General features: G+C 55.2%; 23 protein-coding genes and 1 tRNA gene. 11 read left to right on the top strand and 13 right to left on the bottom strand.

The genetic code is table 11. The annotated features are described in order from the left end of the window. Positions 1 to 192: 192 nt before the first annotated feature. The 5 genes from IQ241_RS19480 (at position 193) to IQ241_RS19465 (ending at position 3,452) form a co-directional block, all read left to right on the top strand. Positions 193 to 1,131, top strand: a complete 939-nt coding sequence (locus tag IQ241_RS19480) for an ABC transporter ATP-binding protein (protein ID WP_322743711.1) — start codon at positions 193 to 195, stop codon at positions 1,129 to 1,131. Beyond that, positions 1,131 to 1,955, top strand: a complete 825-nt coding sequence (locus IQ241_RS19475) for an ABC transporter permease (RefSeq protein WP_228021870.1) — start codon at positions 1,131 to 1,133, stop codon at positions 1,953 to 1,955. Before IQ241_RS19480 ends, IQ241_RS19475 begins: the two co-directional genes overlap by 1 nt. A gap of 147 nt (positions 1,956 to 2,102) precedes the next feature. Further along, entirely contained in the window at positions 2,103 to 2,333 is a 231-nt protein-coding gene (locus IQ241_RS19470) for a hypothetical protein (RefSeq protein ID WP_193910424.1), read from the top strand. Then, positions 2,330 to 2,599, top strand: a complete 270-nt coding sequence (locus tag IQ241_RS26685) for a ParE family toxin-like protein (protein ID WP_390622472.1) — start codon at positions 2,330 to 2,332, stop codon at positions 2,597 to 2,599. The genes IQ241_RS19470 and IQ241_RS26685 overlap by 4 nt, the downstream gene beginning before the upstream one ends. A 61-nt stretch (positions 2,600 to 2,660) precedes the next feature. Beyond that, positions 2,661 to 3,452, top strand: coding sequence for an ABC transporter permease (locus tag IQ241_RS19465; protein WP_193910422.1), 792 nt, complete (start codon positions 2,661 to 2,663; stop codon positions 3,450 to 3,452). Between the two features lie 57 nt (positions 3,453 to 3,509). Here the strand turns inward: IQ241_RS19465 and IQ241_RS19460 are convergent, their stop codons facing one another. Together IQ241_RS19460 and IQ241_RS19455 are read right to left on the bottom strand one after the other, a co-directional pair. Continuing rightward, entirely contained in the window at positions 3,510 to 4,727 is a 1,218-nt protein-coding gene (locus IQ241_RS19460; protein ID WP_193910420.1) for an HhoA/HhoB/HtrA family serine endopeptidase, read from the bottom strand. A 201-nt stretch (positions 4,728 to 4,928) separates the two neighbouring features. Continuing rightward, positions 4,929 to 5,630, bottom strand: coding sequence for a response regulator transcription factor (locus tag IQ241_RS19455; protein WP_193910418.1), 702 nt, complete (start codon positions 5,628 to 5,630; stop codon positions 4,929 to 4,931). Between the two features lie 250 nt (positions 5,631 to 5,880). Here IQ241_RS19455 and IQ241_RS19450 point away from each other — a divergent pair, with 250 nt between their 5' ends. Then, positions 5,881 to 6,516, top strand: coding sequence for a peroxiredoxin (locus IQ241_RS19450; protein ID WP_193910416.1), 636 nt, complete (start codon positions 5,881 to 5,883; stop codon positions 6,514 to 6,516). Positions 6,517 to 6,627: 111 nt separating this feature from the next. Here the strand turns inward: IQ241_RS19450 and IQ241_RS19445 are convergent, their stop codons facing one another. The 7 genes from IQ241_RS19445 to psbB all read right to left on the bottom strand — a co-directional run bounded on the left by IQ241_RS19445 (position 6,628) and on the right by psbB (position 14,018). Further along, complete coding sequence (locus IQ241_RS19445; RefSeq protein WP_193910414.1) at positions 6,628 to 7,983, bottom strand: aldehyde dehydrogenase family protein; 1,356 nt, start codon at positions 7,981 to 7,983, stop codon at positions 6,628 to 6,630. A 10-nt stretch (positions 7,984 to 7,993) separates the two neighbouring features. Further along, a complete protein-coding gene (gene metK / locus IQ241_RS19440) occupies positions 7,994 to 9,259 on the bottom strand; it encodes a methionine adenosyltransferase (protein ID WP_193910412.1) in 1,266 nt (421 codons plus the stop codon). A gap of 135 nt (positions 9,260 to 9,394) precedes the next feature. After that, on the bottom strand, positions 9,395 to 10,054 hold the full coding sequence (locus tag IQ241_RS19435) for a class I SAM-dependent methyltransferase (RefSeq protein WP_193910410.1): 660 nt from the start codon (positions 10,052 to 10,054) through the stop codon (positions 9,395 to 9,397). A gap of 267 nt (positions 10,055 to 10,321) precedes the next feature. Continuing rightward, entirely contained in the window at positions 10,322 to 11,287 is a 966-nt protein-coding gene (locus IQ241_RS19430; protein ID WP_193910408.1) for a 30S ribosomal protein S1, read from the bottom strand. A gap of 200 nt (positions 11,288 to 11,487) precedes the next feature. Continuing rightward, a complete protein-coding gene (nrdR, locus tag IQ241_RS19425; protein WP_193910406.1) occupies positions 11,488 to 12,039 on the bottom strand; it encodes a transcriptional regulator NrdR in 552 nt (183 codons plus the stop codon). A 215-nt stretch (positions 12,040 to 12,254) separates the two neighbouring features. Beyond that, on the bottom strand, positions 12,255 to 12,353 hold the full coding sequence (locus IQ241_RS19420) for a photosystem II reaction center protein T (RefSeq protein ID WP_193910404.1): 99 nt from the start codon (positions 12,351 to 12,353) through the stop codon (positions 12,255 to 12,257). 135 nt (positions 12,354 to 12,488) lie between these two features. Beyond that, the gene (gene psbB, locus IQ241_RS19415; protein WP_193910402.1) at positions 12,489 to 14,018 is read right to left on the bottom strand and encodes a photosystem II chlorophyll-binding protein CP47; all 1,530 of its coding nucleotides are present in this window, start codon (positions 14,016 to 14,018) and stop codon (positions 12,489 to 12,491) included. 421 nt (positions 14,019 to 14,439) lie between these two features. Here psbB and IQ241_RS19410 point away from each other — a divergent pair, with 421 nt between their 5' ends. Then, on the top strand, positions 14,440 to 14,775 hold the full coding sequence (locus IQ241_RS19410; protein ID WP_193910400.1) for a 2Fe-2S iron-sulfur cluster-binding protein: 336 nt from the start codon (positions 14,440 to 14,442) through the stop codon (positions 14,773 to 14,775). Between the two features lie 115 nt (positions 14,776 to 14,890). Continuing rightward, complete coding sequence (gene psbM, locus IQ241_RS19405; RefSeq protein WP_193910398.1) at positions 14,891 to 15,001, top strand: photosystem II reaction center protein PsbM; 111 nt, start codon at positions 14,891 to 14,893, stop codon at positions 14,999 to 15,001. 15 nt (positions 15,002 to 15,016) lie between these two features. Here psbM and IQ241_RS19400 read toward each other — a convergent pair whose 3' ends face one another. Then, positions 15,017 to 15,805 (bottom strand): sulfite exporter TauE/SafE family protein, encoded by a 789-nt coding sequence (locus IQ241_RS19400; protein WP_193910396.1) that lies wholly within the window; start codon positions 15,803 to 15,805, stop codon positions 15,017 to 15,019. Between the two features lie 157 nt (positions 15,806 to 15,962). Between IQ241_RS19400 and IQ241_RS19395 the strand changes: the two genes are divergently transcribed. Continuing rightward, the gene (locus IQ241_RS19395) at positions 15,963 to 17,252 is read left to right on the top strand and encodes a hybrid sensor histidine kinase/response regulator (RefSeq protein ID WP_193910394.1); all 1,290 of its coding nucleotides are present in this window, start codon (positions 15,963 to 15,965) and stop codon (positions 17,250 to 17,252) included. Between the two features lie 45 nt (positions 17,253 to 17,297). Here IQ241_RS19395 and cobQ read toward each other — a convergent pair whose 3' ends face one another. From cobQ to IQ241_RS19380, 3 genes are all read right to left on the bottom strand, one after another. Further along, the gene (gene cobQ, locus IQ241_RS19390; protein WP_193910392.1) at positions 17,298 to 18,785 is read right to left on the bottom strand and encodes a cobyric acid synthase CobQ; all 1,488 of its coding nucleotides are present in this window, start codon (positions 18,783 to 18,785) and stop codon (positions 17,298 to 17,300) included. Positions 18,786 to 18,842: 57 nt separating this feature from the next. Then, entirely contained in the window at positions 18,843 to 19,250 is a 408-nt protein-coding gene (locus IQ241_RS19385) for an Npun_F0494 family protein (RefSeq protein ID WP_193910390.1), read from the bottom strand. A 28-nt stretch (positions 19,251 to 19,278) separates the two neighbouring features. Beyond that, positions 19,279 to 19,350 (bottom strand) — tRNA-Gln (locus IQ241_RS19380). A gap of 83 nt (positions 19,351 to 19,433) precedes the next feature. On the opposite strand from IQ241_RS19380, the gene IQ241_RS19375 reads away from it, so the two are divergent. Then, complete coding sequence (locus IQ241_RS19375; RefSeq protein ID WP_193910388.1) at positions 19,434 to 20,453, top strand: YheT family hydrolase; 1,020 nt, start codon at positions 19,434 to 19,436, stop codon at positions 20,451 to 20,453. Next, positions 20,454 to 21,620, top strand: a complete 1,167-nt coding sequence (gene recF / locus IQ241_RS19370; protein WP_193910386.1) for a DNA replication/repair protein RecF — start codon at positions 20,454 to 20,456, stop codon at positions 21,618 to 21,620. The last annotated feature ends 85 nt before the right edge of the window (positions 21,621 to 21,705 follow it).

Genomic DNA, 21,705 nt, shown 5'->3' with positions numbered 1-21,705 from the left:
TCATTGGTATAACCGACAAAGACTGCATCAGTCGCTGAATTATCGAACACCAGATGAGGTTTATGCAGAAAGTAGATGAGAAAGTCAGTTGATGTGTCATACTCGTTGAAAGCGTATTAACTACGTAGATCTTTCAGAGCTTAACTGCCCTTTCATGTTGTTCAGTCTCTGGGGTCCATTTCAGTCTACCCGGTGGCGATCAAGCAGCCGGGGCTAAAGGGTACGCTGCGCCATTTCTTTCGCCGGGAATACCGCAATGTGGAAGCGGTGAAGCAGGTTTCCTTTCAGATTGAGCCGGGCGAGGTGGTGGGGTTCCTCGGCCCCAACGGAGCCGGAAAAACAACGACGCTGAAAATGCTGACCGGGCTGATTCATCCCTCGACCGGGCAGGTGACGGTCGCAGGCGCAACGCCCTTCCAGCGAGCAGCGCCATTCCTCCAGCAAATTACCCTGGTAATGGGGCAAAAGCAGCAGCTGCTCTGGGACCTGCCCGCGCTGGATTCGCTGCGGATTAATGCGGCCATCTATGGGATTAGCGATCGCCAATTTCGCGATCGCGTCAACGAACTCGCCGACATGCTCGACCTGCAGGAAAAGCTTGCCCAGCCCGTACGCAAGCTTTCGCTAGGCGAACGGATGAAGGCCGAAATGCTGGCGGCTTTGCTGCACCGGCCCCAGGTGCTTTTCCTAGACGAACCGACCTTGGGGCTGGACGTCAACGCCCAGGTGGCGGTGCGCAATTTTCTCAAAACCTACAATCAGCGCTACGGGGCAACCGTGCTGCTGACCAGCCATTACATGGCCGACATTACCGCCCTATGCGAGCGGGTGCTGCTGATTTACCAGGGTGAGCTAATCTACGATGGCCGCCTGGATCAGCTGCTGGAGCAGTTTTCGCCCTACCGCGAAGTCGCTATCGAGTTTGACTGTAGCCTACCGTCCGAAAAGCTCCAGACCTACGGCGAGCTGAAGAGTCTGGAGGGCTGTCAGGCCGTCTTTTTGGTGAAGCGCGATCGCCTTACCCAAACAGTTTCTCAAATCCTGGCTGACCTGCCGGTACAGGATCTGACCGTCACCGACCCGCCGGTTGAAGACGTGATTGGGCGGGTGTTTCAGGCAGGCGCAGTTTAATGGTGCCTATTTTGATGGCGGCTCCCTGGCGATGGCTGTACCGACCTTGGCGCATCTTTCGGGTCTTCTCGGTCATCTACTACGCCTACATGGTCGAATACCGAGCCGAGCTGATCCTCTGGATGCTGTCGGGCAGCTTTCCACTGATTCTGATGGGGCTGTGGAACCAGGCGGCACAGAGTGGGCAGATGGGGTTGCAGCCGGTGGAATTTGTTCGCTACTTTCTGGCAGTATTCCTCGCCCGGCAGTTTACGGTGGTCTGGGTGATTTGGGAGTTTGAAAAGGAAGTGGTGCAGGGTAAGCTGTCGCCTTTGCTACTTCAGCCGATTGATCCAGTTTGGCGGCATTTTTTCAGCCATTTTTCCGAGCGGTTTGCCCGGCTGCCCTTTGCGATTCTGCTAGTTGGCCTATTTTTCTGGCTGTACCCTGACGCGATCTGGATGCCGACGCTCTACGGCTGGTTTTGGGGCCTGATTGCCATTACGCTTTCCTTCTGCCTGCGCTTTATCATGCAATATACCTTTGCCATGCTAGCCTTCTGGGTCGAGCGGGCGACGGCGATTCAGCAGTTCTGGTATCTCTTCTATATCTTCCTCTCCGGTATGATTGCGCCGCTGGAGCTGTTTCCGCCTGCTGTACGAGAATTTGTCCTATGGACACCGTTTCCCTACATGATTTATTTTCCGGCCAGCTTACTGGTCGGCCTGCCAGTCGATTTAGGCCGAGGGCTGGTCACTATCCTATTTTGGGGTGGGGTTTCGCTGGCCATCAACCGCTGGCTCTGGCGGCGAGGGCTGAGGCACTATTCAGGTATGGGAGCTTGAGTTGATGAGCAAAATGCCTTCTGCTCCTAAACAGAATTCTGAAGACGAGCTCCTAGCTGGTGATAACGGTCAGGCTAAACGGGCTATAGTTGCTCAAGGCTACAAAATAGCTAGACTATTGGCATAGTATGACGGCTATCAGGAACTATGACTGAACTCCTTCAACAGGCCATAGCACAGGTTGCAAAGCTATCGGACGAGCAGCAGGATGAGATCGCAACCCGACTCCTGGCTGAGTTAGAAGACGAGCAGGCTTGGCAGACTCGCTTTGAAGCGACGACAGACGCTCAGTGGGAAAACCTGGCTGCTACAGTGCGGCAGGAAATTTTGACAGACAAAGTCTTTCCGCTGGATGAAATTTTTCCCATCGAGAAGTGAAGTCGAGCACTACCCAAAACTTTCGTAAGCGGCTCAGTCAGTTGCCCATTTCAGTGCGAGAAGAGGCTAACAAAGCCTATGCTCTATGGAGAAATAAGCCATATCACCGAAGCCTTCAGTTCAAACGAGTCAGTCAACGTCAGCTCATTTATTCAGTTCGTATCAGTCTCAATTACAGGGCATTAGGGCTGCTGGAGGAAAATCATATTTACTGGTTCTGGATTGGAACTCATTCTGAGTACGATGAATTGCTGAAGCGCCTATGATGCCGAAATCGCGATCGCCGTTCAGTTTTCCGATGGCAGGACAAACTAAGTAGGAAATTCGATGTCGCAGTTAGGGCGCTATTTTCGAGTACTTAAGCTATTTTGGTCGGTCGCGATCGCGGCTGAGCTAGAGTACCGTCTAAACTTTGTGATTGCCGGACTCAGCAGCCTGGGCGGCCTGGCAGGCAACCTATTTGGGCTTTTCCTGTTCTATCGCACCGGGTATGAGTTTCAGGACTGGAGCTGGGAAGAAGCGCTGATTGTGCTAGGCGTGTTCACCCTGTTGCAAGGGGTTTCGGCAACTTTTTTAGTACCCAACCTGAATAAAATTGTGGATCACGTGCAGCAGGGGACCCTCGACTTTGTCTTACTCAAGCCAATCAGCTCCCAGTTTTGGCTATCTACCCGCACGGTTTCGCCCTGGGGTCTGCCCGATCTATTCTTTGGGCTAGTGATTATTGTCTATGCAGGCTCGCGGTTAGGGCTTTCGTCCAGCGCGTATCTTGCCCTGGTACCACCGCTGCTATTTGGCATTGCCAGCCTCTACAGTCTCTGGTTTATGCTAGGCGCGACTAGCATCTGGTTTGTCAAAATCTATAACGTCACTGAAGTCCTGCGCGGGCTGCTAGAGGCGGGGCGCTTTCCGATCGTGGGCTATCCAGCGGCCTACCGGATTTTTTTCACCTTTGTGATTCCAGTCGCCTTTCTGACCACGGTTCCCGCGCAGATGATGCTCCAACGCACCGAGGTACCCTGGCTGATCGGCTCGGCGGTGCTCGCGATCGCGCTGCTCCAGCTGTCCAAGTGGTTTTGGCAGTACGCCCTGCGGTTTTACACTAGCGCCTCTAGCTAGGGCTAAAGAAATCGGTTCGGTCAGGGCCGATTTCCTTAGCCCTAGGCTCGAACTACTTTACAGATCTGTCGGCAGCGGTTCAGGCTGGACTCGAATGGTCTGCGTCCGCTCACCGCGCTGCACCTCCACCTGTAGCGTTCGGTCTAGGCCGCTGGCCTCCACCTGCTGCTGAACTTCAGCAGCATCGGTAATCGGCTGGTCATTCACCGAACGAATCACATCACCGGCCCGCAGGCCCGCCGCTGCTGCTGGCGAATTGGGCATGACTCGACCGATCAGCACGCCCGAGTCGGCATCTACTGTCAGACCGCTATTGGGATCGCTATTGAGATTTGCCTTCACCTCCGGCGATAGGGTTAGCATTTGAATGCCGATGTAGGGATGGTCTACTTTTCCGGTCGTCGCTAGCTGGTCGGCGATGCGCTCGACATCGGCGATGGGAATGGCAAATCCCAAACCCTGAGCCCCGTTGATAATGGCGGTATTCATCCCAATCACCTCGCCACGGCCGTTCAGCAATGGCCCGCCGGAGTTGCCAGGGTTAATCGCTGCGTCGGTCTGGATAAAGTCTACTCGCTTGTCAGGAGCGCCAATCTGTCCGCTGGTGCGCCCTGTGGCGCTGACGATGCCAACGGTGACGGTATTGTCAAGGCCGAGCGGATTGCCAATTGCGATCGCGAGTTCTCCAGGCCGCAGCTCTGCCGAACTCGATGCCAACGTAGGTAAATCCGTCGCCTCGACCTGAATGACTGCAACATCCGTCACCGGATCGCTACCGAGCACTTCGCCTTGGAGGGTCCGCCCGTCCTTGAGCGTCACCTCGACCATGTCGGCCCCGGCAACGACATGGGCATTGGTAATAATCCGACCGTCTTCACCCACAATAAAGCCAGAACCAACGCCCTGCTCCACTCGCTCAGCGGGCGGTGTCGCCCCCTCGCCAAAAAACTGACGGAAGAAGGGTTGCTCAAACGCCTCTGGCAGCTGCTGCGAAACCGTGCGTGAAGCGTTGATTCGCACGACAGCAGGGCCGACAGCCTCAACGACTGAAGCAATCGAGTCGGCATTGTCTAAAGCAACCAGACCGCCCACTGGGGTCGTCGAGCTGACAGCAGCAGTATCGGCAATAGGGGTTGACGATGAGAGCGATCGCTCCTCAACCAGGTAGGAACCGGCCGTAGCGGCACCAGCCCCTAGCAGTACAAGCGCCAGCGAAGAGACCGCTCGCTGGCCTAATCGGTTACTCCGATGAGACGATTCAGAAGTTACTGTCATAGATCCTTACTTTGAGTCACTACGCTCACTATAAAAGGCCTGTTTGACAGGGCTATGACAGTCCGATTACGTTAACATGAAATATTTTAGCCTAGGCCTTACGCACTGCCATCCCTAAGCATCAGAACTAGTAAGGTTTGAAAGCTCTAGAACGCTGCTATTTGCAAATATGCCTATCTTGCAATGGAGCAGTGACGCTAACTAGCCGGTGATGAGGCCATGCTCTAGCGCATACCGAACCAGCTCTGTGCGGCTGTTGGTTCCGGTCTTGCCAAACAGGCGGCTGACGTACTTTTCGACATTGCGGACGGTGGTTCCTAGCCGACTGGCAATTTCCTTATTCATCAAGCCCTCAGAAACCAGATCAAGCACATCTTGCTCACGGGGGGTAAAGTCGATCTTGATCGGGCTGACTGCCGACTTAATCAGACTGCCTCGCTGGGTCAGTAGCGCCTTGATCTCTTCGATCTGGCGAGCCATCGTCGCAATATCGGGTGCCGTCTCAGGGTCGGGCGACTGGGCAGCGCGGCGTTCGATCTGGCTGGTGACGATCGCGACTAGCTCTTCTGGATCAAACGGCTTTGGCAGGTAGGCATCGGCTCCGGCTTGGTAGCCCTGAATGCGATCGCTCGTCATCCCCCGCGCCGTCAAAAATATTACTGGCAAGGCTTGAAAGCGCACGTCCTCGCGCATCTGCTTGAGAAACTGGTAGCCATCGACCTGCGGCATCATGATGTCGGAAATCACCACGTCGGGTGTCGCCTGCTGGAGCAGTTCCCACCCCTCGGTAGCATTACTCGCCACCTGTACGGTAAAGCCGCTGTCTTCTAAATAGGCCTGAACCGCTTCGCGCAAGCCGGGTTCATCATCGACCAGAAGCACCTTACCCGTTGTCTCTGCCATGGAATCCGTCCTAGCGTCTGCAATTGCTTGATAGTCGCATGATAGAGGAAACCCTGTTGCCCGTCCTATATCTAAAGACAAGCTGGGCGATCTTGCCCTGTCACGCTACGATTATTAAAGAATCTACTAAACACCTATCGGGAAACCGGGGTTTATGTGAAGATATCAGATGGAGTGATGTGCTGAGCTATCTCAGTATCCAACTGAACACCCAATCGAAATGAGTACAAAGAACCAAAGGAGCTTGATCATGGTACTCCAGCTAGGGGACACCGTCCCAAATTTTACGCAGCAGTCCTCCGAGGGCGAAATTAACTTCTATGACTGGGCTGGCGACAGCTGGGTCGTCCTTTTCTCTCACCCGGCTGACTATACCCCCGTCTGCACGACGGAACTGGGCGAAGTCGCTCGGCTCAAGTCTGACTTTGAGCAGCGCAATGCCAAAGTGATTGCCCTCAGCGTTGATAATGCTGACTCTCACCAGGGCTGGATTAGCGATATTAACGAAACTCAAAAGACCAACGTCAACTATCCGATCATCGCTGACTCAGACAAAAAGGTGTCTGACCTCTACGGCATGATTCACCCCAACTCCAATGACAAGGTGACGGTGCGCACCGTATTTGTGATCGACCCCGAGAAAAAGCTGCGGCTGACGATTACCTATCCGCCTAGCACCGGTCGCAATTTCTTAGAAATTTTGCGGACGATTGACTCGCTTCAGCTCACTGACAACTACAGCGTCGCCACGCCGGTTAACTGGCAGGAGGGTGAAGACGTCGTCGTATCACCAACGATCCCTACCGAGGAAGCGAAGAAGAAGTTTCCGAAAGGCGTCACGGAAGTTAAGCCCTACCTGCGCATGACGCCTCAGCCGAACAAATAGACCGAGCCAGTAGGCGCTGTCCGCTCGCCGGATTCACCGCTCACGCTGACCCAGAGGGTTCCCAAGGGAATTCTGTCAGCGTGAGCGGTTTGCTGTTAGAGCACTATCTCGCTACTTCAGCAGCTTTTTGAGCAAACTCAGCTTATTTTTGTATGGCGGATAGCGCAGCGGCAGGTCTAGCCAGTTGGGCTTCTTGAGCACGCTGCGCGTATAGGAAAAGGTATCAAAGCCTGCTTTGCCATGGGCTCGACCCATGCCGCTAGCGCCAACGCCGCCAAAGGGAAAGTCGGGGACGGCGTATTGGCTCATCGTTTCGTTGAAACACAGGCTGCCCGAAGTCGTTTCATTCAAGACCCGTTCCTGTTCGGCCGCATTCGTTGTAAAGCAATAGAGCGCCAAGGGTTTCGGACGAGTATTGACGAACGCGATCGCGTCTGTCAGCTGCTCGTAGGACAGCACCGGCAAGATTGGGCCGAAAATCTCTTCCTGCATGACGGCGGCCTCTGGCGAAGCGTCAATCAGCGTCAGATCGATATAGCGCTCAGCTGCGTCAGCCTGGCCACCGGCCACAATATCGCCCTCCATCAGCTGACATAGCCGCTGGAAATGGCGATCGCTAATAATCCGCCCATAGTCGGGGCTCTGGGCTCTATCCTCGCCAAAGAAATCGACGATTGCCTGCTGCATGGCCTGGAGCAGCGGCGCTTTGACTGCCTGCTGAACAAGTAGATAGTCCGGCGCAATACAGCTCTGCCCGGCATTGATTCCCTTGCCCCAGATGATCCGCCGCGCCGCAGTTTGAATATCGGCATCGGCTGTGACCATGCAGGGACTTTTACCGCCGAGCTCTAGCGTCACCGGCGTCAGATGCTCAGCCGCTGCCTGCATCACCCGTTTGCCAATCTGGGCACCGCCGGTAAAGAAAATATGGTCAAAGGATTCCGATAGCAGGGCCTGGCTGGTCTCAACCCCGCCCTCAGCGACGGCGATGAAGTCATTCGGGAAGGTTGACTGAATCAAATGTGCCAGCGCCGCTGAGGTCTGCGGCGCAATTTCAGACGGCTTGAGAATGGCGCAGTTACCCGCCGCGATCGCGCTTACCAGCGGTGAAATCGACAGCTGAAAGGGATAGTTCCACGGGCTAATAATCAGCACAACCCCCAGCGGCTCAGAACGCACCTGCCCGGCAGCGGGCTGAAGCGTCAGCGGCACGCTCACCCGGCTGGGTCGCATCCAGCCCTTCAGGTGCTTAAGCGCGTAGTCGATATCGCCGACGACCGAGAGCTCAGTCGCGTAGGTTTCGAAATCAGGCTTGCGCAGGTCGGCGCGTAGGGCGGCGAGAATCTCAGCCTGGTAGTCGAGGATGGCCGCTTTCAGTCGGCTGAGCTGGGTCTGGCGAAAGGCACGCGATCGCGTTTCACCAGTCGCAAAAAACTGCCGCTGACCGGCTGTCAGGGTCGCCCCCATCTGCCCCACGTCAGCGCTTTACACTCGCAAACGATTCTGCCGCAGCCCGCTTCAGGGTCTCTGCTTTGTCTGTTTGCTCCCAGGGCAGACTGACGTCGGAGCGACCAAAATGGCCATAGGCGGCGATTTCCTGGTAAAAGCGGCCGTTCCTTTCAGCCGGCAGCTTTTGCAGATTAAACGTCTGGATAATGCCCGCCGGCCTTAGCTCAAAATGCTGACGCACCAGCTCCAAAAGCTTTTCGTCAGATATCTGGCCGGTGCCAAAAGTCTCTACAAAAATGCTGACCGGCCGGGCAACGCCGATGGCGTAACTGAGCTGCACCTCGCATTTTTGGGCCAGGCCCGCGGCCACAATATTTTTAGCCACATAGCGGCAGGCATAGGCCGCACTGCGATCGACCTTAGTCGGATCTTTTCCAGAAAACGCGCCGCCGCCGTGGCGAGAATAGCCGCCATAGGTATCGACAATGATTTTTCGCCCCGTGAGGCCCGAATCGCCCTGCGGCCCGCCGATCACAAACTTGCCAGTGGGGTTGACCAAAAAGCGCGTATCGCTGTCGGGCTGAACATTGAGGCCATCGAAACTAGGCAGTACCACCGAGCCCCAAAGATCTTTGCGAATGCGCATTTGCACGGCTGCGTCGTCAGTAACGCCGTCAATGCTGGGTGCATGCTGGGTCGAAACCAGAATGGTATCAATCCCAACGGGCTGACCGTCTTCGTAGAGCACGGTGACTTGGGTTTTGCCATCAGGTCCCAAGTAAGGCAGCTCGCCACGTTTGCGGGCCATCGACAGCTGCTGAGAAATCCGGTGGGCCAGGCAGATGGGTAGCGGCATCAGAACGGGCGTCTCATCGCAGGCAAAGCCAAACATAATGCCCTGATCGCCGGCGCCAACCGCGTCGAGGGCCTCATCGCTATCGCGATCGCGGGCCTCGTGGGCCTGATCCACGCCCTGGGCAATATCAGGGGACTGCTCGTCGAGCGCGACCATCACCGAGCAGCTATCAGCTGAAAATCCGTTATTGGTCGGATCGATATAGCCAATCTCCGCAATTTTCTGGCGGGCCAGCTTGACAAAATTGACCTGTGCCTTCGACGAAATCTCACCGGTAATCAGAACCAGCCCGGTATTGACCACGACTTCTGCTGCCACCCGGCTTTCAGGATCGAGCGACAGCAGTGTATCTACGATCGTGTCTGATATCTGGTCGCATATCTTATCAGGATGTCCTTCTGTAACAGACTCCGACGTAAATAGGTACCGGCGAGACAAGGGCAGAGGCTCCTAAAAAATAATTGGCAAGCGAAAAGTTAGGCAATTTTAGCTCCTTTCAAGCCTACATGATAGGTGCAATGCTTGAGCGACTAATTGCGGCAGTGATGAAATCAAAATAGCCCCAAAGCCTGCTCAGGAAATAGCGGTTTCGCTGCACTTAGTGAGTAAAAACCCATGCTCTTTGAGAAAATTCAGGCCAAACTTGCGTACCATCCCATGGCCAGGCAGGGTGGGCTGTTCCAAATGACAGATACTGTGATTGCCGCAGTAATATGCCGCAACTTCGTCTGGGGCAATGCTAAAGGGGGGCGTCTCCAACCGCGGAAAGTACTCTAGCGTATTGACAAACTGCTGTCCACCAACGGGCAGCAGTTTGTCAACCTGGCAAACGTACTGCTGCCTCAGGGGCAGGGGCAAAGCGACCAAGGCAGCACGGTCATAAATCCAGTCAATCGGTCCAATATCTACCCGGTTAAGACTAAAGAAATTATTACAAATAATAGTCAGGCGATCGGCCTCAAAACGAGCTCCCCGGCGGGTGAATGGAATCTGATGTTCTGCAAAGAACTCTAAAATCGCTTTTTCTACTAGCTCTACCCCAATCACCTGAGCTGCATGCTCGCGAAAGTAGATCATATCGACGCTTTTGCCACACAGGGGAACCAGTACCCGCTTGTCGCGCAGTACTTCTGGGGTTAGATACTTTAGCACGTAGGGATGAACATCCTGACGATGAAAGCTGGTTTTGTGTCCCCCGGCATTCCACGAATCAACCCAAAATTGGATGTGCATGATGATTCACTCCATACAAATCTAATCAACCTAGGCAGATGCAGTTTTAGGTCATAATGCTCTAGCAGCTTACAGGATGGATGCCAAAACGGCTGTATTGGCATTTCCCTTGTATAGAGACACCGGTCAACTGCCAAAAGTGCCCTGCTCCCTATTCGAGCCCTGTCAAAGGTCAGCGAACCTGAAAAAAAGGAGTGAGGCGTACCCCACTCCTTTTTTGATTGGATTTTAATCAGACTTTTAGGGATTAATGGCGTTCACCCATCACTAATCAACCGCAGCCATCGCCTCTTCGTCTGCTGAATAGTCACTCCCGCCGTTGGCCTCGCCCAGCTCCTTCTGGCGCATCTGCTCACGATAGCGGGCAGCCATTTCCTCCGCCTTTTCAAAGACCAGCTCAGGGCTCTTCACCATATCACCCGGCTCGGGTTCAAGCTGCTTGGTAGATAGCGAAATCCGCCCGCGCTCAGCATCAAGGTCGATAATCATCACCTTGATTTCGTCATTGACGTTGAGCACTGAGTTGGGCGTATCGATATGGTCGTGAGAGATTTCGGAAATATGGAGCAGACCACTGACGCCGCCGATATCGATAAAGGCACCGTAAGGCTTAAGACCCCGCACCGCGCCGATCACGACTTCGCCCACCTGCAAGCCATTCATCTTCCGCTCAACCAGTGCCCGCCGATGGCTCAGCACCAGTCGGTTACGCTCTTCGTCAACTTCCAAAAACTTCAGCGGCAGGTCTTCGCCCACCAGATCTTCTTTGGGTTTGCGAGTGCTGATATGGGACCCGGGGATGAAGCCGCGCAGCCCCTCAATCCGGACTAGAGCACCGCCGCGGTTGGTCGCAAACACGCCTGAGCGCACCGTTGCATCTTCCTGCTGGAGCTGCCTCACGCGCTCCCAAGCTCGCATGTATTCAATCCGCCGAATGGACAAGGTCAGCTGTCCATCTTCATTTTCATCAGTGAGAATAAAAAACTCACGGGTCTCGTTCGATTGCAGAACCTCATCGGCTCCCTCGACGCGATTGATTGACATTTCCTGAATCGGAAGATAGGCAGCCGTTTTAGCGCCGATGTCAATCAGGGCTCCCCGCGGCTCGATGCTGAACACCGTGCCTGGTACGATATCACCCGGGTTGAAGTGATAGTCGTACTTATCTAAAAGTGCAGCAAAATCCTCGTGGGTAAAACCAATGTCAGTAACTTTATTCTCCTGGTTGACCATGCTAGCTGTTTCCTACCGTTTTCTCCGCGATCGCTTGTACAAATGTGCCTTCAAATGTGCCTTTGGCGTGAGCATCTTACACCGCCTATACCTGTGCTAATAAATTTTATCGCAGGCGCGACTGAAAGAGCGACTTTTAGTCGCCTATCACAAGATCATCAATGTTAGCTCAATAAAGGATGAAAGTCATCCGTTCGGCCTTAAACCTGTAGCGGAGAGTCCTGACGTTCTGAGCTGAGCTGCTCACTTGCCGACTCGAAGGTAGCCTCAGACGGCGATTGAGTCCAATCCGTTTGTTGGGACTGGGCCTGAAGCTGGCTGAGGGTCTCAGTGAAGTCGCGAATCCCTTGAAACTGGCGATAGACCGAAGCAAAGCGGACATAGGCAACTTCGCTGAGCTGCTTCAGCCGGGGTAAAACCAGCTCGCCAATTTCTTCGCTAGTGACTTCCCGAATGGCGCGCTGCTGTAGATCGGCTTCAATGTCATCGACCAGCGTTTCCTGTTGAGCGGCCACGACGCCAGTTTTTTCGCAGGCTCGCACAATGCCGCGCAGCAGCTTAGAGCGGTCAAACGATTCGCGATCGCCCCCCCGCTTGAGAATCGTGATGGGGACATACTCAATCCGCTCGTAGGTGGTAAAACGGCGATCGCAGCTCAGACATTCGCGCCGTCGCCGAATACTTCGTCCCGACTCCGCCGAGCGCGATTCCAATACGCGGTTATTAAGATGCTGACAAAATGGGCACTGCATAAGCAAAGTCTCCCAGGGCAGTCAATAAAGTCTCCGAAAAGACTGAGGAATCGCAGCCGGACTGGATCCCACCTGAAAAAGTTAAAAAAGCGAAAGAGGCAGACTCAGCCAGCTGATGAAATGCCGGGTCAGAATCGTGCCTCTCATTCTAAACCATCAGCTTCACAAGCATAAGCACAGAGCCTCAGGTCGAATAACTTAAAGCAAACATATTCCTACTCTTTCGGAATCCGAGGGGGCTCCCGAAAGGCGATCGCAAAGAACAGCGTGCCAATGATGCAGGCAAAAATCAGAATATAAGCAACGGCTTCCATCGGTCAGCTCCTACTAACAACCTAGCTTTAGTTTACATCGATTTATTCAAAAGGGCCTGGCTGCGCGGCGAAAACGGCTTTTACCAGGCCCCTCTCATCAGCCCCTTTACTAAACCCTCCTAAAGGGGCAGGCAACTAGCGTTGCTTCATACTGGTCGTGGGGTCACCCACCTTCTGGAAGAAGCCCCATTCCACCTGCTCTTCAGACAGCTCTGGGTCAACCCCAGCAAACACGTCGCGGAACAGGGTTCTGGAACCATGCCAGATATGGCCGAAGAAAAACAGCAGCGCAAACACCGCATGGCCGAAGGTGAACCAGCCGCGCGGACTCGTGCGGAATACGCCGTCCGAATCCAGCGTTTCCCGGTCGAACTCAAACGGCTCGCCAAGCTGCGCCTTACGGGCGTAGCGCTTGAGCTGAGCTGAGTCAGTTACCTTTTGGCCATCCAGGAGACCGCCGTAGAAATTGGCCGTGACGCCGGTCTGCTCAAAGCTGTACTTCGACTCCGCCCGCCGGAAGGGAATGTCGGCTCGGACGACGCCATCCTTATCAGTCAGGACGACGGGGAACGTTTCGAAGAAATTGGGCAGACGGCGAACCGTCAGCTCACGGCCTTCGCCATCGGTAAAGACCGGATGACCCAGCCAGGCTTCGGCAATTCCGTCGCCGCTATTCATCGGGCCAACCCGGAATAGCCCGCCCTTGGCTGGGCTGTTACCCACATAGTCGTAGAAGGCCAGCTTCTCAGGAATCGTTTCATAAGCTTCCTGTAGGGACGCGCCGCCAGCCACCTGAGCCTGGACCCGACGCTCAATTTCCTGCTTGAAGTAGCCCCCATCCCACTGATAGCGGGTGGGGCCAAACAGCTCTACCGGCGTCGTGGCGCTGCCGTACCACATCGTACCGGCAACCACAAAAGCAGCAAAGAAAACCGCGGCAATACTGCTGGAGAGCACCGTCTCAATGTTCCCCATCCGCAATGCCTTGTAGAGTCGCTGGGGCGGCCTCACGGTCAGGTGAAACAAGCCAGCGATAATGCCGACGATGCCCGCAGCAATATGGTGGGCGACAACGCCACCTGGGTTAAAGGGGTTAAAACCAGCAGGCCCCCACTCAGGCGCAACCGCCTGCACATGGCCGGTCAGGCCGTAGGGGTCAGAAACCCACATCCCTGGCCCCCAGAGGCCAGTCAGGTGAAAGGCGCCAAAGCCAAAGCAGAGCAGGCCGGACAAAAACAGGTGAATACCAAACATCTTGGGCAGGTCTAAGGCTGGTTCGCCCGTCCGAGGATCTCTAAATAGCTCTAAATCCCAGTAGACCCAGTGCCAGCAGGCGGCTAAAAACAGCAGACCCGATAGTACGATGTGCGCGATCGCAACACCCTCAAACGACCAGAAGCCAGGATTGACTCCCGTTTGGCCGGTGACATCCCAGCCACCCCATGACCCTGTGACGCCGAGACGAGTCATGAAGGGCAACACAAACATGCCCTGCCGCCACATAGGGTTTAGCACCGGATCGCTCGGGTCGAACGTGGCCAGCTCAAATAGAGCCATCGAGCCAGCCCAGCCTGCCACGAGTGCCGTGTGCATCAGGTGTACAGAAATCAGCCGACCCGGATCGTTCAGAACGACTGTGTGTACTCGATACCAGGGTAGTCCCATTGACTACGCGCCTCCTTAAGGACTCAACAAAAAAATCAAAAAATGACTCTGCGAAAAAGTTTCTAGATACTGATAAGGCTATCAGATTCAGAACCGCTAAAAGCCAGAATTGACCTAACTCCGAGATAATCTTAAAGAGACCGTCTCAAAAGGCCGGACATTCGGACGCGGACAGGACATTCGCAAAAATGTAAAAATGAAAGTGTATAAAGAAGTGTAACCAAATCGGCGGATCCAATGCAAGCAAGCGGCTGAATTAGGTCCGGGTTGGCCTCTGGTTGATTCCCGCCACCTAGTGTCTAAGGAGAGGAGTCTAAGGAAAGCTAGCGCTGGGTAAGGCTGCTAGAGCAACTGCTGAATTGAGCTACAGGTAAAGCGCCCCGCTCGGCGGAGCGCAGACTACAGTTAAGGGAAGCATTAAATGGCGACTATTAAGTTTATTAAAGAAGATAAGGAAGTCCAAGCTGCCGACGGCGCCAACCTTCGCTTCAAAGCGATGGAAAACCAGGTTGACCTCTACACCTTCATGGGCAAGCTAGCCCAGTGCGGCGGCTATGGTCAGTGCGGCACCTGCGTCGTCGAAGTAGCGGAAGGCATGGAAAACCTCTCTCCCCGTACCGCTGTCGAAGAGCGCAAGCTGAAGAAGCGCCCGGCCACCTGCCGTCTAGCCTGTCAAACGACAGTGAATGGTCCGGTCAGCATTATCACTAAGCCAAGCAAAAAGGCCAGCCGCGAGCGAGCCGAAGCAAAGGCTTAGGCAGCTAACCTTTTTGTCGATAGCGGGCCGATAGAATACACTGGCGCGGCAGCCAAGATGATATGCTAAAGGCCTTAATACCTGTTGTTTTCAGATTTCTTAGAGGCTAAATCCCATGGAGACTAATAAGCTCGGTTTTGTCGCCAGTGTCCTGTTCGTGATTATTCCGACTGTCTTCCTACTGATTCTGTATATTCAAACCGCTAGTAAAAATACTAAGGCTTAGCTCAGTCAGGCGAGCTTAAGCCGCATAGCTTTGCCACGCCTGCCAAAAGATCAGAACCGACAGCAGCAGTAGCAGCCCACGGAATAGCTGAGTGACGGTGCGATCGCTGAGCTTGGGCAAAAACCGGGTACTGATCTGGACGCCGATTAGGCCGCCGCCGCCTAGCAGCAGCCCGGCCAACACCACGATATTGCTGTTGACCGCGTGGCCCACACAGGCCGATATCGAGGTGATCACAATTACGCCCAGACTGGTGCGGACGGCTGATTTGATTCCCTCATTCAGCAACAAAATCTGCATCGGCACCATGATCACGCCGCCGCCTACGCCGAACAGCCCGGCCATAAAGCCAGCTGTGCCGCCCGTAATCAGCCGCGCGGCCGTCGGACTGAGGGATGAGCTGCGGCTGCCAGTCTCGGCCCGCGTTTTCTCGGCAACGACTCGCTTTTTTAGAGAGACCAGATACAGGTTACTCAGCAGCAGCAGCCCAAACCCTAGCAGTAGCAGATAGGACGGGATCCAGTCGCCCACCTGCGCGCCGATAAACGCGGTGACGATGGCGGGAAACCCCAGCAGCAGCACCCGCCGCAGGCTGAGATAGCCCATTCGCCAGTTCTGCAGGCTGCCCACGGCTGACGTCACCAGGATGGCCAGGCTGCTGGTCGCCGCCGACTGGATCGGCGAGTAGCCCAGATAGACCAGCATGGGCACCAGCAGCACGCCCCCCCCAATTCCTAAAAAACCTGCCAAAATTCCCGATGCTAACCCTGTAACGGCCAGGGTTGCAATTTCGCCGATGGACACAGTTGGATGCCTGCTTAATTTTGTGCTTTTGTATTCTCAGGCAAAGGGAGCTGATTTGCCAAAGTTATCCGTTTTCAAATCTGCATCTTGTCTTTAGAAACTGAAGGCGGCGTCAGGGGAAAACTGAAACCAGGGCGGTTTTTAGGGGTATCTATTGATGTCTAATCAAAAGGATGATGTTGTTCTGGTCGTCGATGATAGCCTGACCAACCTTTTGATCATCACTGAAGCTTTGCAAAAAGGGGGTATCGTCACTCAATCCGCTGTCGATGGCGAAAGTGCCCTGGCCCTGATTGCGCAAACCCCGCCTGCGCTCATCCTACTAGACGTCGAAATGCCTAGACTGAGCGGATTTGAAACCTGTCGCCAGCTCAAAGCCAACCCGATGACTCAGGATATCCCCATTATTTTTACGACTGCCTTTACCGATACTGAGTACAAAGTCAAGGGATTTTCGCTGGGTGCAGTGGACTACATTCCCAAGCCATTTTCCCCGGCAGAGGTGATTGCTCGAGTCCAGGTTCACCTTAAGCTGCGCGCCTTGTCGAATCAGCTAGAGCAGCGCGTTGCTGACCGCACAGCCGCACTGCTTCAGGCTCAGGCGCAAATGGAGCAGCGTGAAAAGCTGTCTGTCTTAGGTCAGCTGGTGGCTGGTATCGCCCATGAAATGAATAATCCCATCGGCTGCATCGTCAGCAATCTGACCCCTATCAGAAACTATATTGGCAATCTCACCAAATTACTCGAACGGTATCAGAAAGAGCACCCTGACCCCTCTGAAGCACTGGAAATGGCGGTTGAGGAGGCTGACCTCGAATTTATTCTGAGCGACATTCCCAAGCTGCTCAATTCACTAGAACTGAGCGCCGCCCGGATTAAAGACCTGACGGTTTCGCTACGTAATTTTGCTCGGGGAGACAACGCAGAAGAGGCGGTCGTCGATATACACGCCGGACTGGATAGTACGCTGGTTATTTTGCATCATCGATTCAAGCCCATAGGCTACCGTCCCCAAATTGAAGTTGCTAAGCATTACGGCCAGCTGCCGCCAGTGAAAGGCTACCCAACCCGGCTAAATCAGGTGTTTATGAACCTGTTAGCAAATGCCATCGATGCGCTGGAGGAGCAATTCAGCCACCTCACCGCGGCGTTACCACTAGGGCAGGCCGTTGCTGCCTACTCACCGCAAATCACAATTCGCACCGAAGCTGGGTCTGGCTATATCACCATCACCATTGCTGATAACGGCCCGGGCATGACTGCTGAGGTTAAAGCCCACATTTTTGAGCAGCTTTACACGACCAAACCGATCGGTCAAGGAACCGGATTGGGTCTCGCGATCGCGCATCAAATCGTCACTGAAAAGCATGGTGGCACGCTCGAAGTCATCTCTGAACCCAATCAGGGCGCTGCTTTTGTGGTGACGCTGCCGCATGCATCAGCCTGAGCCAGCACTGGCAGCCCGCGCTCTGGTCTAGCTTCAGTTCAGCGATTAAGACAGAATTGGGTCTAGATCGACGTAGCTCTCAATGGTCTTGGCCAGGGTATCGAGCATCGCGTCGCGCTGGTCGCGGTAGTTGGCAATGCCGGTGGGCAGCGACGTCAGACCGCGCTGCTGGCGCAGACGATTGAGCCAGGCCCGACGCCAGGGACCGTTGTCAAACATGCCGTGCAGGTAGGTGCCCCAGACCGACTGAGAATCATCTACGACGCCCAAGCTGCGATCGTCAAAAATCGGTAGAAAAGATTGAGTCGGCGCTTCACCTTCGGCAGTCGTAACCAGCTGCGTTCGGCCCTGATGAATTTCATAGCCAACCACCGGCAGCCCCTCCTGGGGAAACTTAGAGCTCACCGTCCGCTGGCGAGCCACCTTCTGGGCCGTAATCACCGTTCGCAAGGGGATCAGCCCTAGTCCCTGATAGCGTCCCTCCTGGCCCTCAATCCCTTCGGGGTCGGCTAGCATTTGGCCCATCAGCTGAAACCCGCCGCAGATGCCGAGGACGGTCCCACCTGCCCCGGCATAGCTCTGAATTGCCTCTGCCATACCGGTGCGCTGAAGAATTAGCAGGTCGGCAATGGTTGTTTTGGTACCGGGCAAAATTACCGCGTCGGGATAGCCCAGCGGATCTTTGGGACTGAGATACTTGACGGTGACGGAATCTTCAGCCTCTAGGGCGTCAAAATCGGTAAAGTTAGAAATCCGCGGCAGGCGAATGACGGCAATCGTCAGGTCAGCATTCGACTTAACCGGATGGCGTTCCAGCAGTGACAGCGAATCTTCGGCCGGAAAGGCTTCGTCAATCCAGGGAATCACGCCAATCACGGGTATACCGGTGCGCTCTTGCAGCCAGTCGATCCCGGGCTGAAGTATCGATCGCTGCCCCCGAAACTTATTGATCACAATGCCTTTAATCAGCGCCCGTTCTTCGGGTTCGAGCAGCTCTAATGTGCCGACGATATGGGCAAATACGCCGCCGCGGTCGATATCGGCAATCAGGATAGTGGGGGCCTGCAAATGCATGGCGACCCGCATATTGGTTAAGTCGCGGTGCTTGAGGTTAATCTCAGCTGGGCTGCCCGCGCCCTCACAAATGAGCAGGCCAAATTCCTGGCTAAGTCGTGCCAGGCTTTCCTGAATTGCCTGCCAGCCCACTTCAAAATACTGGCTGTAGTAGTTTTCAGCGGTGGTGTGCCCGACGGCTCTGCCCTTAAGGATGACCTGAGAGGTCTGATCACCTTGGGGCTTCAGCAAAATCGGATTCATCTCTGCCTGGGGAGTAACGCCTGCTGCCCAGGCCTGCACCGCCTGAGCATAGCCAATCTCAGCCCCGGTGGCGCTGACGTAGGCATTGAGCGCCATATTCTGTCCCTTAAAGGGCGCCACTCGCCAGCCCCGCCGGCTCAGCATCCGGCAGAGCGCCGTCACCAGCATCGACTTGCCTGCGTGGGAGGTAGTGCCCACGACCATAATTGCTTTCATACTCTCTTCCCGCATCGGCCGAACATACCCATCAACATACCCAACGGAGCGCTATCTCTAGCGGACCCAGTCGGGCAGTCGCAGCCAGCGGCTGGCCGCATTTTGTAAATTATCCCCAATACTGACAGGCCGCTCCGCCTGATGCGGCCAGCGTTCGATAATCTGGCGGCCCAGGGGGGTCAGGCGAAAACTATCGGTCAGCCCCTGACCATCGACCTCGCGGCGCAAGAGACCGACAGAGATTAGCCAGGTTAGCTGATTTTCAGCCGCTAGCTCAGACAGCGGCCGCTGCGTGTAGCCATTCAAAATACCGCGATCGTCGGTGATTGCCCTGAGCTCAACGCGGCGCGATCGCATGTCTCCTAGCAGCTTTAGAAAAAACGGCGAGCAGCGCACTGCCCGTTCTGCCCGGGCCAGTGTCCTGGGCGAATACTGCATCCTCTGGGCCGGTCTCGCCTCAGACATTTAGACTTATCATCGATGGGCTATCAAACTGGGGTGCTAGGATTCGAACCTAGGAATGGCGAGACCAAAACCCGCTGCCTTACCACTTGGCGACACCCCAACGTGTGCATTGGCTTGAATATAATAGCAGTTTCTGGCGTTTGGCTGTCAAGGCTACGGCAGTAGGTTTATACGATAGTGACTATGGAATCTGAACCGCCAACATTTTCACCTGCCTGGTGGTGCCCTGGGGGACATGCTCAAACCATTGTTGGGGCAATCTGCCGCCCGACCCAGACGCTGCCGCTGCAGCGTGAACGATGGGAGACTCCCGATGGCGACTTTCTAGATATCGATCGCCTGGTTGGCCAGCCCGATACGCCCCGGCTAGTAGCCTTGCACGGGCTAGAAGGCTCATCGCGATCGCCCGATATCCAGGCCCTGATGGCGGCGGCCCAAGGGCTAGGCTGGGAAAGCATTGGGCTCAATTTTCGCTCTTGCAGCGGCGAACCCAATCGGCTCAGGCGGGCCTATCACGCGGGGGAAACCAGTGACCTCGCCTGGCTGATCCAGCAGCTCTTACGGGAAGATGGGCAGCGGCCGATCGTCTGCACGGGCATTTCCCTCGGCGGCAATGTGCTGCTGAAGTATCTGGGCGAACAGTCGGCCCAGGCCGCCGCACCGCTGCAAGCGGCAGTCGCGATCTCGACGCCCTTCGACCTGAATGCTTCCGTCGCCTACGTTGAGCAGGGATTTAGCCTGCTGTATATTCAGCGGTTTGTGAAGAGCCTCAAGCGCAAGACATTGGCCAAACTGGAACAATACCCCGACTTAGTCGATCGATCGGCCCTGGACTCGGTTCAGACCCTAACTGATTTTGACAACTTATTTACGGCCCCCGTACATGGTTTCCCCGATGCTGATACCTACTGGCACGTTTCCAGCTCAATCCGGTTTTTGCCGACGATTCGCCGACCAACGCTCCTGATCAATGCCCAGGACGATCCCTTCTACCCGGCTGACCGGCTGCCTTCCCAGCAGGTCGCGGAGAATCCCTGGCTGACCGGCTGGTTTCCGGCCCATGGCGGCCATGGCGGTTTTGTCTCCGGCGGCTGGCCCTGGCAGCCCAGGTTTTGGATTGCGTCCAGTGCGATCGCGTTTCTTCAGTCCCAGCTAGCTGCGCCAGAAATATCAGCGACCGCATCAGAGGTGTCCCTGGCCTAGATGTTTTTAGAGCACCTGCAGCTACAGCAGTTTCGTAACTATCAGGCCCAGGGCATTTACTTCCAGGCACCTAAAACCATCCTGCTGGGAGACAATGCCCAGGGCAAAACCAACCTGCTCGAAGCAGTAGAGCTGCTGGCGACGCTCAAATCCCACCGGGCCAGCCGCGATCGCGACCTGGTGCAGGACGGTCAGACCGTCGGGCAAATTCAGGCCGTCGTCCAGCGACAGCTTGGTGCGGCCCAGCTGACCCTGCGGCTGCAGAAAAGCGGTCGGCGAACGGCCATCATTAATGGAGAAACTCTGCGCCGCCAGCAGGACTTTTTGGGGACGCTAAACGCGGTGCAGTTTTCTTCCCTTGACCTAGATTTGGTGCGTGGCGGGCCGGGAGAACGCCGCACCTGGGTCGATACGCTACTGACGCAGTTAGAGCCGGTCTATGCTTACATTTTGCAGCAGTACAATCAGGCCCTGCGGCAGCGCAATGCTTTGATCCGCCAGCAGACCGCTGACCTTGACGAGTCGCCGCCCCAGCCCGACATTACCCAGCTCGCCCTATGGGATGCCCAGCTGGCCGCCCTAGGTACCCGCGTGATTCGCCGTCGGGGGCGGGTGATCGAGCGGCTGGTACCGATTGCCCAAGCCTGGCACAGGGAGATCAGTGGGCATACCGAACAGCTCGATATTTGCTATCAGCCCAACGTGGCCGTCGAGCAAGACGAGCCCACAGTGATTCAGCAGCATTTTTTGGAAAAAATTCAGAAACGCGCGATCGCAGAATATTACCAGCGCACCACCCTGGTCGGTCCCCACCGCGATGACATTGCCTTTTCAATCAACCAAACGCCAGCTAGACAGTATGGCTCTCAGGGACAGCAGCGCACCCTGGTGCTAGCGCTAAAGCTGGCCGAACTCAAGCTGATCGAAGAGGTCGTCAGCGAACCGCCGCTGCTGCTGCTCGACGATGTGCTAGCTGAGCTTGACTTGAAGCGCCAAAATCAGCTGCTCGACGCCATCCAGGATCGGTTCCAAACGCTAATTACCACAACACACCTAGGTTCTTTTGATGCGAAGTGGCTAGCCTCATCGCAGATTCTAACGGTACAGTCAGGAAAAATTTCTGCTAATGACCGAAACCAAGCCGATATACTGAAACATTCGGGGTAATATTTCACACCCAAATCGTGTGATTGAGATCATCGCGCTCAGTGACAAAATCGATTAATAGTTAAGTCTATAGACCTATCGATCT

Source organism: Vasconcelosia minhoensis LEGE 07310 (genome assembly GCF_015207255.1).
Taxonomy (GTDB): domain Bacteria; phylum Cyanobacteriota; class Cyanobacteriia; order Phormidesmidales; family Phormidesmidaceae; genus Vasconcelosia; species Vasconcelosia minhoensis.
This window is presented reverse-complemented; position numbering and strand designations above follow the sequence as displayed.